The organism is Rhodococcus sp. T2V (assembly GCF_029269925.1).
Taxonomy (GTDB): Bacteria; Actinomycetota; Actinomycetes; order Mycobacteriales; family Mycobacteriaceae; genus Rhodococcus_F; species Rhodococcus_F koreensis.
The window spans coordinates 1-13937 of the sequence record NZ_JARJBD010000054.1; the positions used below are offsets into that span (position 1 = coordinate 1).

Sequence of the window (13937 nt, forward strand, 5' to 3'; positions counted from 1 at the left end):
CTCTGGGACCTCACGACCCAGTGTTCACGATGTCCACACTCGAGGGGGAACCCCCCTCCAGGGTGTCCATGTCCACCACCAGTGGTGTCAGCCACTCCGGGCGGTCCGGCCGATCCTCCGCCGCCACCTCGCTGAAGCCCGCCACCGCATTATCGAGCACCCCTGCCTTGACGGCCACGGACTTGTCGGAGTTCGTCGCGCCCATATCCGACAGCATCAACGACACCTGCATCGCCGCCAACGCCACCGATTCCGACCACTCCAACACCCCGACCGGCTCACCATCACTCGGAGACACGCCCACCCCTCTCGCACTCACACAGAATGCCCAGTATCACCGACCGGTCCGACACCGCGGCCAAGACACCCCGGACCACGGTGATGAGTCAGTCATCCTGCACCTCAGTGCCATTCATGCGAATGACACCAGACCTCTCAGTGCATGAGAGTCAGCGGTGACTGCCTCAAACCAGCGCCACCTCCGACAGAACGTCCGCGGTGCGGCCGCCCGCCTGGCCTGAACGCGGAAACAGCTGAACGAGCAGTCCAACTGCTGTGCGGTTAGTTTTACCGCTCGCGGTTGCCGCGTTAGGACCTTTGGATTCGTTGTGTCTTCACGGATGCCCTCTCTGTCCTGGCCGGGGTGAACCGCGCAGGCCTGCAAGGATGACGAGATGAACTGGAAGACCACCCTTCTCACCGTGGCCATAGGCGTCGCCGCCGCGCTCGCGACATCCTGCTCGCACCCTGACGATGCGACACAGATTTCTGCCCCGACGAAGACTTGCGGCCCTGGGACACCGATCTTCTCGTGCCCCGGTGACCCGATTGTGTCATTCACCCCTACTACTGCCCCGTACACATCGCCCGAGGGACTCGTCAACGCCCGGCACGACTCCTGCGACTTCGGACCCGAGCTACTTCACTACCTCGAGACCGGCGACAACGACGGCAACCCCTGGTATGACCAGCACTACGCCGCCGACGTCGGCCTTCCACTCCCACAAGCACGTGCCATCGCGGATGCAGCCATAGAACGCTGCGACAACACCCTCGACGAACAAGAAGCGCAAACCTCCCGCGCAGCATCACAAAGCGCCGCCGCGACAACCAGCGCCGCCCGCCAAGCTGCCCTAGCAGAAAAAGAAGCCGCAGCGTGCGGGCAGATCGGCGGCGTACTCACACAACGAGCCGGCGGTGACACCTGCAGATCCGCCACACCGGACGCCCCCGGGAACGACACCACCCACACCCGCTGCTACCTCGGAAACATCAACTTCAACCCCAACGGCAGCCTCATCGAGGAACAACTCGAGTTCGCCCAACGCCAGTACCCCAAGTGCTACACCTTCTAGCCCTGCTTCCCTGAACGGTGACAGCACGCCCACTCGACACATGAATCTCAACCGACCGCGACGGAGTGATGGAAGCACCATTAGGGCCGGTCCGTCTCGTGTCCACGGCGTCGCCCATCCGAGAAGACGAAGGAACCACCTTCTCGGGAAGCTGACCATCGACCGAATCGGCCGTACTTGCCAGGTGGTTGATTCCGGTCGAGGGCAATCGCTCCCCTTCTGCCTCGCATCCCCTGAAGTGCAGAGAATGCATCCATTCCGGTGTGCATCGGAACAAGCTGATATCCCGAACATTTGTGCCAGGCCATGGAACCGTGATCCTGTTCGTGAAATTACATCCGTCCGATATGCAGCGGAATACTGTATTATTCCGAACAGAGGAGGTGATGTGATGACTGCGACCACGAGCGAGCGTGCCATCTTGCGGCAATGCACCGAGCTGCTGCGGGGCCTGTTGCCGGAGGACTGGGACGTACGGTCCGAGGCGTTCACCAACCCATCGGCACGGGGGTCACGGTCGGCCCCGGCGCGCGCGGATGGCCGCCTTCGCATCACGCCTCCGGACGGTGACGCCGCCGATTTCCTTGTCGAGGTCAAACGCGTACTGAACCGGCGGGACATAGGCGTGGTGGTGGGGCGGCTCGGCAATGCCGCCGACGACACCCCTGGCCAGGGTTTGGTGATGGCGCGGTACATCTCCCCTCCCCTGCAAGAGCTGCTGCGGGAGCGCAGCCTGTCGTACATCGATGCCACCGGCAATGTGATGGTCACCGCGCGCCGGCCGGCGATGGTCCTGCGCGACCGGGGCGCGAGCCAGGACCCGTTCCGGGGCCCGGGCCGGCCCCGGGCGACGCTCAAGGGTGAGCCCGCCGCCAGACTCATCCGCACCCTGACCCGGGAGCAAGGACCCTGGTCGGCGCGGGAACTCGTCGCACGGTCGGGGGTCTCCACCGGTGCCACCTACCGGGTTCTGGAACTCCTGCAGGAAGAAGAGTTGGTCTCCCGGACCGCCGACAAGCGGTTCGAGGTCACCGACTGGCCGCAGCTGCTCCGGCGGTGGAGCCGGGACTACAGTTTCGTCGACAACACCCAGACATATCAGTTAATCGACCCCCGCGGTGTCCCGGCACTGCTGAAACGGCTTGCGAAAGACAAAGTCCCAGGGTTCCGGTATGCGGTCACCGGATCCGTCGCCGCGGCCGAATGGGCGCCGTACGCGCCGGCGCGGGCCGCGTTCATCTACACCGACAACCTGGACGAGGCGGCACGGAAGTGGCGCCTGCACCCGGTCGACCCCGACACCGCGGAAGCGGCGAACGTGATTCTCGGTGAACCGGAATACTCGGTCGTTTTCGAGAACACCTCCCGCGCCGAGGACGGGTACACGATCGCCGCGATCGAGCAGGTAGCCGTCGACCTGCTGTCCGGGCCCGGCCGCAACCCGGCTGAAGGCGAAGAACTCATAGGATGGATGCAGGCACATGAATCAGCCTGGCGGCGATAACCTCCTCGTCCAAGCACGCAGCGCACTCCTCGACGCCCTGCACGCCCTCGACGAGCACCGTGACGCGCTGATCGTGATCGGCGCGCAGGCGGTGTACCTGCGCAGCGGGGCCGCCGTCGTCGCGTTGGCCGAGTCGACGAAGGACAGCGACCTCGCAGTCAACCCGCGCAACCTCCGGGATGACCCGCACCTCGAGGACGCCATGACCGGTGCCGGGTTCTACCTGAACACCAACGGGCAACCCGGCGCGTGGGTCAACCGGCACGGCATCCCCGTCGACCTGATGGTCCCGTCCGCCCTGTCCAACCGGACCAGCCCCACCGGGCGCTCACCACGGCTGCCACCGCACGCCAAGAACGCGATGCGGATCGCCACCGGCCTCGAAGGCTGCGTCGTCGACAACACCGTCATGACCATCACCGCCCTCGACAGTAGTGATCACCGGGCCTACGACGTTCGGGTCGCCGGTACCGCCGCGCTCCTGGTCGCCAAGATCCACAAGATCCACGAACGCCTCGGCGACCCCGGGCGCCTGCAGAACAAGGACGCCCACGACATCTACCGCATGCTCGTCGCCTCCGAACCCGACCACCTCGCCGACGCCTTCCGCCGACTCCTCGCCGACCCGATCAGCGCCACCACCACCGAACACGCCCTCGACTGGCTACCCGAAATGTTCGGCAACGCGTCCGCGACCGGAGCCGACATGGCCGGCAAAGCCGAAGAGGGCGTCGGTAATCCCGCCCAGGTCTCGATCAACGCCGCACTACTGGCCACCGAACTATTGGACACCCTCGCCGATTAGCGCGGGCCCGACACCGGTCGTTGTCATTGATTCCCGGACGGCGACCTCGCGCGGAGCTGCGACGGTGGGTAGCCGTGGCTTGATCGCGTGCAGTAGCGATCACCACGACCCCCTCACGAAGGTCTGGACGATCAGCCCAGCGAGCAGGTGAAAGCGTTCAGCAGCGCCACAAATTGACCCAAGCAATTCACCGAACTGCTCACCACACGTCCGCTTCACCCACGCCACCGACACCCTCCCGCTCCCGCATGCCCGGAGACAACGGGGTCACCTCGGCACGGTCCGTGATCAGCCACCATCAACCACCCCCGCCGACCGCGCCGCACCCTCAGTCACCCCACAGCACGGCTTCCGACAGCCACGTCAGAATGTCATCGGAGAGGTCGGGACGGCCAGTTGAGGGTGTTGCCTTCAACTCGTTGATGGATACGATCTCCGGCGGCATGTGGGCACGATCTTCGCCGCCGCATAGGTGTCACGGAAGCTAGACGCCGCGGTCAGCGGCCTCGTTCGTCATTCCACAGCAGCGTATGCCAGCGCGGAGTCAGGCCCCAGCCGCGGGCAACGACCTTGTCCACGAGCAACCTGCTCCCCTCCAAGATGATGTCCGCCGTCATGCCTTCCGGCATCACGAACACGCGCGCTGGATGGACCGGCCGCGACAGCGTCTTGAGCAGTTCGTCGATCTCGTCCAGATCCTCAGGCTTTTGGACGACGAACTTGAATACCACGGACGCCATCGCTGCGAACTCGTTGAGGACGGAGTGCCGAAGGCGGGCTCGCTCCGCGACGCCGCTGTGTTGGAGCTTTGGCGACACGTTGTACTGGTCGATCAGCTCCGTCAATGGACCAGGTAAAACGCTACCGGATGTTTCTATCTCGATGAACCAGCCGAACTCCCGGAGTTCCTCGCACAAGTCAGTGAGCGCGCTTGCCTGAAGGAGCGGTTCACCGCCTGTGATGACCAAGCGCCGGACCGCCGGAACCGGACCCTCTGGATTGAAGACGCGTGGTTCGAGTCGTTCCAGGATCTCTCCCGTCGTCATAGTTGTGGGTGGGCGTTCAGGGTCCTCCTGAGCCGGATCCCAGCTGAACGCGGTATCGCACCACACGCAAGAGAGGTTGCATCCAGCGAGGCGAAGAAAGTGCGCGGCCAGTCCGACACTCGCCCCCTCACCCTGGAGAGTTGGTCCGAAAATTTCCACAATACGCAAGGCCGACTGAGCAGGTCGGAAGTCCTGGTCGATCGGATCGGTCATTGGTCAGGCCCAACAACTCGGACCGTTGCCGAACACGAGGCCGTTTCGTGCACGGTGACCTTGGTGACCGTGAGGCCTGCCTCAAGCAGACGATTGGCGATGTCGGCAGCGATAAGCTCGGCGGTCGGATTCGAGAGGAAATCGTTCAAGTGCGCGTGGTCGTATTCGTCGAGAACATGCTTCGTGACTGCCGCCTTGAGATCACTAAAATCGGTGACGATTCCGTCCGATGTCAGAGGTCCGGATACGGTCACGTCGAGTAGGTAACTGTGTCCGTGTAGCTTTGCGCACTTGCCGGTGTGCCACGGAAGCTGATGCGCCGCCTCGAACGAGAATCGCCGGGTCACTGAGGTGAGAAACCGTCGGTCGGTCAGGGCATTCGAGTCGAACAGATCCTCGTCCATGCCGCTCATTCTGCCTCGCCGGTGAGGCGCAACCCGAATCACGTTCGCATCGGGAACTCCTCTGGGCCAGCGGCGTGGAAGGTGCGCAGGTCGCCTGCGAACGGCCGAGCACCCATGAAAGGATAGTGAGGTGGCTCTCTCGACCTTGACCGCCCCCGCCCGCCCGCCAGAAGTTGCCATTCCCGGCAGCTTCGCTAATCGTGTGCCAACCGTCTGCGACTGCTGCAGACCAGCCCCTTGGGGTGAGGAGTGGCAGCTCGGCACGGCCTCGTTCTGGGTCCAGCAAGCAATCGAGTTCCCCACCGAAGTTGGCTGTCATCGCCTCGGCCGGAACCTCCGCCAAGAAATCGCGGCCTGCATGCTTGGCGGGTATGGCGTTCCAGGACCCGTCGGGAACGCTGCATTCGAGGCGCTCCGAGACGCCGGTCTGATCGACTCATACTTAGATGAAGACTTGGCGGTAGCCGCCATGACCGCGGTCCTGGCCGCACCGCTCAAGCTCGGGGCAGGCCGCTGGGCTCGCTACCGGTTCCACCAGCAGCGCCCGCGCCGTTTGGCCGCCGCACTTGCGCATTTCGGCACATGGGAGGACGAGGTTGGAGGGTTGAGTGACACTGAGCTTCGTGACAACCTCCTGAGGTTGCCAGGTGTAGGCCCAAAAACAGCGTCGTGGGTGGTTCGCAACTATCGCGACAGCGATGCCGTCGCGATCATCGATGTTCATATTCGTCGAGCGGGCGTTGCCGCGGGCCTTTTTTGTCCCAGTTGGATCTTGCCACGCGACTACCAGAAATTTGAGGACGCCTTCCTCACCTGGGCTTCGTACGGGGCGGTGTCAGCGGCCGATCTGGATGCAGCGATATGGAGATTGCTCTCTAGTCTCGGTGGTCAAGGGCGGGCGATAGTCTCCGGCAGCGCCATTGTTTCCGGGTCGTCTGACAGGTAAGTGGAATACTTGTTTGAATTGTAGGACTTGACGTCTCGGATCATTCACTTTTCGACGGAGAGCGTCTGCCATCCCATCCATGGATGATTCGGACGTAGACTCCAAAAGCTTCGTCGCCTTCGCGGACGGCACAAGAAGGGGACTACCGGTTGTCCCCGCCGATGGACCCCACCGCCAGCGCTCCGACATCGCCGACGAGGTTCCCACATAGCCCACACGCGGCGAGCACGTCAGCGTCGAAGACGCCGGCAGTCCCGAGAATGCACGACCCGAGACCGAGACTCGCTGCCGCGAGATGTAGCGAGCCCAATGCCACTCCAGCGTCACGCCACACCAACGCCGATCCCATCGGATATCTGGCCAAGGTCGAGTCAAACCTCGCCGTAAGGACCGCTATGGCCGGCGGACGCTGAGCAAACGCACCCGCCGCGCAGTTGCTCGTCCAGTAGTCATCGAGATGACTACCAGCGGTCCGGATTTGGAACAGACGCCGACCATCCGCGTCGAAACGCCACAGCCCCCTATCGATCCCTGCAACGTTCTCGATAAGCACTACAGGCACGAGCGGATGCCGGGCGCCCGCAGACGGCACGGGACGGAACCGGCGTACCGCGCCGTCATCGGCTGTCGCGAACCCCTGCAACGCGAACACCATATCGAGGAGCGCTGCAAGGTCCGCAGCATCGAGGGAGTCATAGGAGCGGACGCTGCGACGGCGCGCTAACACCTCGGAGAAAATCGCGGTCTTGGGCGAGGCGGGGAGCAGATCTGCGATGTCGACGACCTGCAATGCATCCGGAATCGGAAGATCTGTCGAGCGTGCACCGAACACCGGGTTCGGTGCCGGGCGCATCTGAGAAGCTTCCGCGTAGCTTGCGGCCGCGATGTCGGACACCGGAACCCCGCCAAAATTCTGCCCGCCATCCGAAGTCCCAATCATTTGAAGCGCCCGGTCCTCGCGATGACATCGTCGTGCTTGCGACACCCGGGGCACGTTCCACACGGGTACGCTCCCACGTGACACGAGTGCGCGAAACCGAGGATGTTGTCACCTACGCCGCTGGCCTCGATGAGCTCGACCGTCGACATCTCGATCGCTGGCGCGACTACTCGGAGGCCGCCTTCCTGGTACGCGACCACCTCATCGAGCTTCGTGTAAAAGGCGGCGGTTCCATCCTTGTGCCGAACGCCGTCTGGGCCAACCGATCCAACCAGAATCTCGTCGAAACCTCGGCCCAAGGCCCATGCGGCCGCCAGCGACACCAACAGCTGGTTCCGATATGGCCACCACTCCGGGCTTGGCGCACCCTCCACCGAATGACCAGTGTCTGGATTCAAAGCTGTTCCGTCGTGCAGTAGTCCGGATCCAACCGGTGTCAGGTCGACTCGGAATGAATGCCATGCGAGATCTAGTGCCTGCGCGACCGCTTGGGCGGAGCGCATTTCGCCCTCGACCGGCCGTTGGCCGTAATCAATCGTCAAGCAAGCGGCGGGACGCAGCCAAGCCGCGAGTGCGATCGAGTCATGTCCGCCGGACAAGAGAAGCAGCGCATGGTCCGAAATCGTCGGGATTCCCACCAGTCACTCCTCGGCCGGGGCGCGTTCAGCGGCCCGGGTTGCTGCCGCCCATTGCGCTTTGTAGACCGCGGTCGACAAGTCGGTGAAATGTTGAGCTCCTGAGCCGATGAGCATCTTTGCACCCTCCGCGTCCAAGTTCTCGGCGTAAGTCACCACGGGGATACCCATCTTCGTGGCATATCCCGCCTCAAACAACGTGCCGGGATCGTTATCGTCCAACAGTGCCAAAATCGAATCGCAATGCTCGAGGCCTTCCAGGTCCTTCTTTGCAACTTCCAGACCGCCAGGACCCACCTCGTGCGAGGGTGACCACACCCCAGGTGACAAGGCATCCTTGACCACGTCAACCAACCAGCGCTGTTGCAGGTTGAAGAACGGCCCTGCCAGATATACGAGCCCAGAACCTGCTGGTGGCACGACATCCCGCGTCACGCTGCCGTCGAGCACATCCATTGGGATCGGGTAGTTCCGCGTCTCGCACCACTGCGCCGCCGCGTTCGACGCGATGGTTGCTGCCTCGACGGGATCTGCGCCTGCATTACCCCACGCCCAGGCGAACGCAGACGCATAAACGTCACCCGAGCCAATAGGGAACACTGACTCGGTGACACATGCACCAACAGTCTGCTGATACCCCGCGGTCGTCACCAAGGCGCCCCGTGGCCCGCGCTTGGTCACCACCACCGACAAGTCCCTGTCCGCGATCAGCCGCTTCGCACCCTCACGAACATCGTCAATGCCCGTAAGCTGCCGTACCTCTCGCTCGTTCAAGGTCCACGCCTGCTCGTCCGCGGACACGGCCGGGAGGTCCTCCTCCGTCAGGTTCCGCGGGCGCTGCGGGTCGACCACCACCCGCCGTCCCGCCACCTTCACGTGTCCAGACTCAATCATCCCGAACGCCAAGACCACATCGTCTGACTCATCTATGTCCTGCTGTAGACGCGATCCGATGCCACTGATGACGGGCGCGTTCAATGGTGTGAAGTATGAGAACGAGACACTACGCGTCCGCATCAGCCAGTTCGCGGTCACACCGTAGGTTGCCGCGACCACGTCCGCCTCGATCTGCTCGGACTGATGAATTGCCGACGTCAACAGAACCTCGACGCCCGAGCCAGCGAGCGCCGCCGCCGCGCGCATCCCCGAACCCGTTAGCTCATGATGACTCGGAAACGCGCACTGTTCCCGATATGTACCGCCGATAATCCTCATCCGCTTACACCCTCCCTCCCGGCCGACTCATTCCGGCCGCACCGTTACCCGTGTGTCGCCGCCGGCGACCTTTTCGACGACCGCCACGAAGTCGAGCTGCTGCAGACATGGCAGCAGCTCACTCAGGCGCTCCGACAGCGCGCCCAGCTGCGTCGACGACAACACGCCGCCCGACAGGACCCGAAAGACCCCGACCGTCGGCGACGGGTCCGTTCGGTACTCCACCTTCAGCACGTCACCAACCGAGACGTGCGTCAGTTCATCTGCGTCCACGTTCCTCAATCGTGCTCTAAAAGTCAGGGTTTCACAGGACCTCCGACCCGACGCACCATCGTCACCTCCACCGCCAATCGCACTAGATCCTGGAGCACTCGCCCACGGACTGGCTACGAACTCCCCTGAGCCACCGCCACCACTCATCACAAACCTCCTCCACTCAAAAGCAATCCACACGACCACACGTGCTGAATGACTGAAATTTCGACCCGGACAGAGCCGGCCTCAAGTTCAGCAACGCGCCGCGTCAATCCTCAATCGCGACTTTCGGCGGCGGTCACACTAGATGCGGATACTAACCGGTTCGTTTCCCCACGGACACTCCCGATAGCTGGAAGAGCGACCTGCCCGCGCAGCCCGCTAGCAACAACACAGCGAACTGTCAGCTGTGTGAATGACACTCGCTACGGTCATGCGACGTCGCGCGCCGTCGCATATTTCGACCATTCAGGAAATCGTGTGACCGGCCACCGGCGCCGTCAACAACCGCAGTACGGGTGCAGCGGCGTGCCGGGATTCTCTGACTCTCAGTACACTCACCCGACGCCTGGCCCGACAGACAGACGAAATTCTGGGCCTCGCGGTGTCGACTCCCCCCAGAGGGTCGGTCCGGGCGGATCGGATAGCCCGAGGAAGGGCTGCTGTGAAAGCTCAAGGGAAACCCTCGGCGGCCCATACCTCCGGAGAACCGACCCACAGTATCTGTTACGTCCGGTTCGTCTGGTATCTATTTTCCGGGGGGGTTCCTGAGCAAACAATCAGCTGCCTATGTCCGCCATACCGCATCATTTGGATCCGAAGGACATATCGATGGGCGACCACACCACTCTTGACGGCCAACAACCCCCGGACACGTATCAGCAGCCAACACCTCCGGCCGAGGCGGCCGCGGCTTGGTGGCGCAACGGGCAACAATGATCGAGGCCAGCACTGCGGGCGTTCGACTACCCCGAACCTTTGATCACCACACCGATGTTCGCGTCCACCGTTGATGCCGCGTAGGTCTCAGCACTGCCCAAAGGCCACACCGACGCCCGGACCGCGATCGAGCCACGGTCCGAGAGTCGTCCATTCACATCAGGAGAATTCACGTGCACAGCAGATCGACAACGATGCCCGCCCGGGCCGCGCGAGCGGTCCTCGTCGGTGCCGCCGCCCTCGTCGCCCTGGGCGCAGCGGCATCGCCGGCGGCGGCCGGACCGGCCAACCCCTACACGATCGAGGGCGTCACCCAGGTCGTCGAGGTCGTCGATGGAGACACCATCGTCACCCGACACCCCACCAGCGGTGAGACGCTCACCGTGTCCGTCCTCGGCATCGACGCCCCCGAAGGCCCGGACTGCTGGGCAGCACAATCGACCCAGTTCGCGAAGGATCACCTCCTCGGCCGGGCAATCCAACTCAACCCGGAGCCGACGCAACCCGACACCGATAGCGCGGGCCAGGTCAACCGTTACGTCGCGCTCGACAACGACATGGACGGCGACTACGCCATCAAGGCCGCCCGCGAAGGAGCCGCCCGCGCCTACACCGTCGACTACCTGCGCACCTCGGACCGGTTGATCGAAGCCGAAGCCGCCGCCCGCGCCGCCGACCGCGGACTGTGGACCTGCGACGGCGGAACCCCGGCACCGAGTCCCGCGCCGGCACCGCAATCTCGCCCCGCACCAACACCGCCCACCCCGGCACCGAACCCAGCACCCTCGGGGAACGTCGTCAAACCCGGCGCCTTCTGCAGCGGCGGCACCGGCGTCACCAGCACCGGAACACCCATGGTCTGCGCACCCGGCTCCGACGGACGCAACCGATGGAAAGCCGCAAGCTAACCAGCTCCCCGGCCGCCAGGTGGTGACGGTCGAGCAGTCACGCCGTACCGCATGACCGGCTCGCTCGACCCGAACACCGGCAGTGGGGCGCACCTACCATAAAGGTGCGCCCCACTTCGCGTTCGTGCTCGTTTACGAACACGCCGATCCGCCCGTCGATACCCGCTCCGGACTCGGCCGACCTTCACGAGCGGGGTGACAGCATGTCCACGGCGCCGGCCACCGACAACTGCCGTCCGGCGTGGCGCTCAGCCACGCACCGGCCCACCCGCCATCCATATCCTTCAACAGTTGAGACCGGGTGGCCCAGGACGCGGAACGGAAATCCCGCCGCTCCGGTAGATGCAAACTCAACGAAGTCCACTCGGACACCCACCCCACCACCCCAAACACCAACTCCTCCGAATCGGTGGTGCGCGATTCGTGAACTCCCCCCGCGCCCCTGTGTCATTCACATGAACGACACAGGGCAAGCGCATCGGGGCACCACTCCGCGGCGCGGACGTAACGTCAACCCCAATCCCCGGCGCGATGGCGGCTACTCTCCCCAACCACCGAACAACTCGAGGAATGGGCGCGACGGCTCGACACCCGCCGCACGCCGCTTCGCGGCCTGTGTACGCGCAACACGACCCAGGATCAGACCGGCCACTATCCACCCGGCCGCCCACCGCCACGACCCCACCAGAACGCACACAATTCCGGCGACCAACGCCGCCACCGCCAGAACTCGCATCCAGAAGTCATAGCAGCAAACCCCAGCAAACACACGATCCCGCCGCATGACGACACCGATGCTCTGACACAATCGAAAGCACATCGCGCAGAGCCACAAGCGAAACGGGAACGATGACACCACCGATCACCGCCACCGGCCTCGTCACGGCGACCGGGGTGTACTGCCTCTCCCTGACAGCAACCACATGGTCACCCACCATGTCCGTCATCGGGCTCGGTGCGTGGGCGGTCAGTGCCACCGCCATCGTCCGCCACGAGTACCTGAGACACCCACCAACCACCTCACCGTGAACAGCTTCCTCCGCTGCGACTCCGGCACCCAGTTCACGCAGGACAGCGTGACCGGTTGCGTCGAGGGCTCAGTGGCCCGACCCGTCCACGTTTTTTCCACCAATGAATGCGAGGAATTTGCCCGTGGTGACATTCGACGAGACCGACCTCAGCATCGAGGCGCCCGAGCGCACCAACATCTGCGCGATCGTGGCACTGTTCTGCGCCCTGACCGGATTGTTCCTCCCGGCAATGGTATTCGGAGCAATCGGTTACGTCGAGACCGCCGGGCGCGACCACGAAACCGGCTCCGGCCTGGCCGTTTCCGCACTGATCCTCGGAGCCATCGAACTGGTCGCCGTCGTGCTGACTGCCGTCATCGTTCTCGTTTCCATGCGTTGAACCGGGCAGCCCACGCCCGGCGGTCGTCGGCAACCGACACCCACCCACCGAGGCAACCGCATACCGTCACGGCCATCGGTCCGCGAATGGTGAACCGCGCGATCCCAGCCGCCGCTTCCGTTCTCACCGAATCGCGGAGGCCGTCCCCATGGCCTGTCGAGCGCTCAAGTGAGGCCACAGCCGCCGACGTCGCGTGTGACGGGTGATATTACCGCGCTCCGGGCGCAGCTGTCGTTCGCGTGAAGGAACTTCGGTCCGCCCCTGTCGTGTCTAGCTCCGCCACCGGCTCCGGGGCCCATACTCACGACATGGGAGCAATGAGTCCGTGGCACTGGCTGATCGTATGCGCCGCGTTGGCCGTGATACTCGCGATCATCATCGGCGTCATCCTGCTGATCGTGCGGGCGGTCAAGTCCGGCAGCAAGGCGACGACCGCTCACCCGGTGCCGCCGGGCTGATATCCCGACACCGCAGATGCACGGTTGATCCGCTGGCACGACGGCCACCACTGGACCGACCACGTGCAGAGCCGATAACCCGCAACAGAGCGTCCCGCCGCGGACAGGCCCAGTACGGACGATGCAACCGCCTGAAACCGAGCGACAATCGCGTCTGGACGACGCACGAGATGCCGTCGTTACCGGAAGGAACCCTCATGACACGACATCTGGCGGTCTGGGTGTTCGCTGGCGCCCTGATGTTGACCGGATGTGGCAGCGGCGACAAGACAAGCCAGCCGGCGCCGGCCTCCGCCACGACGCCGCCGGCAACGACCACCGCGGTCCCGGCGTCCACCACACTCGACGCACCGCCCCCGCCGCAGGAGACCACCACCGCCGTGCCCGTCACCACCGACGCACCCATCGAACCGGTGAACGAGGAGCCGTACATCGTCGAATGCCTCGAAGGCACACCCGGACCGGCACGATTCAGCGACGGCACCCTCGCCTTCTCACAATGGTGCTTCGACCAGCTCGGCGGCGACGAGTACCTCCGCCAAGAACGCGAAGCCAACACCTTCGACTGCGACGGCGTGACCTGCCGCAACCCCTACACGGGCGGCAGCTACCCCGACCCCGACGCCGTCACCCGCGCACCCGTGGGCACCACCTCCGATCGCGGATACTCCTGCTACGACAGCGGCTGCTACTGGCCCGACGGAACCCCAGTCATCGGCGCCGACCGATGCGGCACCCGATGCGGCGAAGAACCCACCTCAGGGGAGATACAAACCCGCAACGGCTGCGAAGCCGGCTACATCACCGACCCAAAACTCTGCGCCGGCGTCGGATACTGAAAGCCTGCGCACCGGATGAGATCTGTGCGTCGCCCGGTCCGAGGAAGGCTGCCAAGCCGAAAGCT

General features: G+C 64.2%; 16 protein-coding genes and 1 pseudogene. 10 read left to right on the top strand and 7 right to left on the bottom strand.

Going from position 1 to position 13937, the window contains the following annotated elements; genetic code table 11:
* Positions 1–10: 10 nt before the first annotated feature.
* Positions 11–298: a hypothetical protein gene (locus tag P3H15_RS33940; RefSeq protein ID WP_276141253.1), complete on the bottom strand. Its 288-nt coding sequence runs from the start codon at positions 296–298 to the stop codon at positions 11–13.
* Between the two features lie 376 nt (positions 299–674).
* Between P3H15_RS33940 and P3H15_RS33945 the strand changes: the two genes are divergently transcribed.
* The 3 genes from P3H15_RS33945 (at position 675) to P3H15_RS33955 (ending at position 3664) form a co-directional block, all read left to right on the top strand.
* Positions 675–1355 carry a hypothetical protein gene (locus tag P3H15_RS33945; RefSeq protein ID WP_276141254.1) on the top strand — a complete coding sequence of 227 codons (681 nt, stop codon included), beginning with the start codon at positions 675–677 and terminating at the stop codon, positions 1353–1355.
* A 391-nt stretch (positions 1356–1746) separates the two neighbouring features.
* The gene (locus P3H15_RS33950) at positions 1747–2859 is read left to right on the top strand and encodes a helix-turn-helix domain-containing protein (protein ID WP_276141255.1); all 1113 of its coding nucleotides are present in this window, start codon (positions 1747–1749) and stop codon (positions 2857–2859) included.
* The gene (locus tag P3H15_RS33955) at positions 2837–3664 is read left to right on the top strand and encodes a hypothetical protein (protein WP_276141256.1); all 828 of its coding nucleotides are present in this window, start codon (positions 2837–2839) and stop codon (positions 3662–3664) included. The genes P3H15_RS33950 and P3H15_RS33955 overlap by 23 nt, the downstream gene beginning before the upstream one ends.
* 497 nt (positions 3665–4161) lie before the next feature.
* Here the strand turns inward: P3H15_RS33955 and P3H15_RS33960 are convergent, their stop codons facing one another.
* On the bottom strand, positions 4162–4923 hold the full coding sequence (locus tag P3H15_RS33960; RefSeq protein ID WP_276141257.1) for a 7-carboxy-7-deazaguanine synthase QueE: 762 nt from the start codon (positions 4921–4923) through the stop codon (positions 4162–4164).
* Positions 4920–5327: a 6-carboxytetrahydropterin synthase QueD gene (gene queD, locus P3H15_RS33965; RefSeq protein ID WP_276141258.1), complete on the bottom strand. Its 408-nt coding sequence runs from the start codon at positions 5325–5327 to the stop codon at positions 4920–4922. Before queD ends, P3H15_RS33960 begins: the two co-directional genes overlap by 4 nt.
* Before the next feature lie 469 nt (positions 5328–5796).
* Between queD and P3H15_RS33970 the strand changes: the two genes are divergently transcribed.
* Positions 5797–6273 carry a hypothetical protein gene (locus tag P3H15_RS33970; RefSeq protein WP_276141259.1) on the top strand — a complete coding sequence of 159 codons (477 nt, stop codon included), beginning with the start codon at positions 5797–5799 and terminating at the stop codon, positions 6271–6273.
* Between the two features lie 142 nt (positions 6274–6415).
* Here P3H15_RS33970 and P3H15_RS33975 read toward each other — a convergent pair whose 3' ends face one another.
* Genes P3H15_RS33975 through P3H15_RS33990 form a run of 4 tightly spaced genes read right to left on the bottom strand, consistent with a single transcriptional unit; the run spans position 6416 to position 9336 of the window.
* Positions 6416–7168, bottom strand: coding sequence for a SagB family peptide dehydrogenase (locus P3H15_RS33975; RefSeq protein ID WP_276141260.1), 753 nt, complete (start codon positions 7166–7168; stop codon positions 6416–6418).
* A gap of 41 nt (positions 7169–7209) precedes the next feature.
* Positions 7210–7851 (bottom strand): 7-cyano-7-deazaguanine synthase, encoded by a 642-nt coding sequence (locus P3H15_RS33980; protein ID WP_276141261.1) that lies wholly within the window; start codon positions 7849–7851, stop codon positions 7210–7212.
* 3 nt (positions 7852–7854) lie between these two features.
* Positions 7855–9063: a PfkB family carbohydrate kinase gene (locus P3H15_RS33985; protein WP_276141262.1), complete on the bottom strand. Its 1209-nt coding sequence runs from the start codon at positions 9061–9063 to the stop codon at positions 7855–7857.
* Between the two features lie 27 nt (positions 9064–9090).
* Complete coding sequence (locus tag P3H15_RS33990; protein ID WP_276141263.1) at positions 9091–9336, bottom strand: hypothetical protein; 246 nt, start codon at positions 9334–9336, stop codon at positions 9091–9093.
* A 1094-nt stretch (positions 9337–10430) separates the two neighbouring features.
* Here P3H15_RS33990 and P3H15_RS33995 point away from each other — a divergent pair.
* From P3H15_RS33995 to P3H15_RS34015, 6 genes and pseudogenes are all read left to right on the top strand, one after another.
* Complete coding sequence (locus P3H15_RS33995; RefSeq protein WP_276141264.1) at positions 10431–11165, top strand: thermonuclease family protein; 735 nt, start codon at positions 10431–10433, stop codon at positions 11163–11165.
* Positions 11166–12014: 849 nt separating this feature from the next.
* Positions 12015–12194 carry a hypothetical protein gene (locus tag P3H15_RS34000; RefSeq protein ID WP_276141265.1) on the top strand — a complete coding sequence of 60 codons (180 nt, stop codon included), beginning with the start codon at positions 12015–12017 and terminating at the stop codon, positions 12192–12194.
* A 123-nt stretch (positions 12195–12317) separates the two neighbouring features.
* Positions 12318–12575 carry a hypothetical protein gene (locus P3H15_RS34005; protein WP_276141266.1) on the top strand — a complete coding sequence of 86 codons (258 nt, stop codon included), beginning with the start codon at positions 12318–12320 and terminating at the stop codon, positions 12573–12575.
* A gap of 308 nt (positions 12576–12883) precedes the next feature.
* Positions 12884–13033, top strand: a complete 150-nt coding sequence (locus P3H15_RS34010; protein WP_276141267.1) for a hypothetical protein — start codon at positions 12884–12886, stop codon at positions 13031–13033.
* Positions 13034–13039: 6 nt separating this feature from the next.
* Positions 13040–13111: pseudogene (locus P3H15_RS55850) on the top strand (DUF2510 domain-containing protein); the annotation flags it as partial.
* A 119-nt stretch (positions 13112–13230) separates the two neighbouring features.
* Positions 13231–13872, top strand: coding sequence for a hypothetical protein (locus P3H15_RS34015; RefSeq protein WP_276141268.1), 642 nt, complete (start codon positions 13231–13233; stop codon positions 13870–13872).
* The last annotated feature ends 65 nt before the right edge of the window (positions 13873–13937 follow it).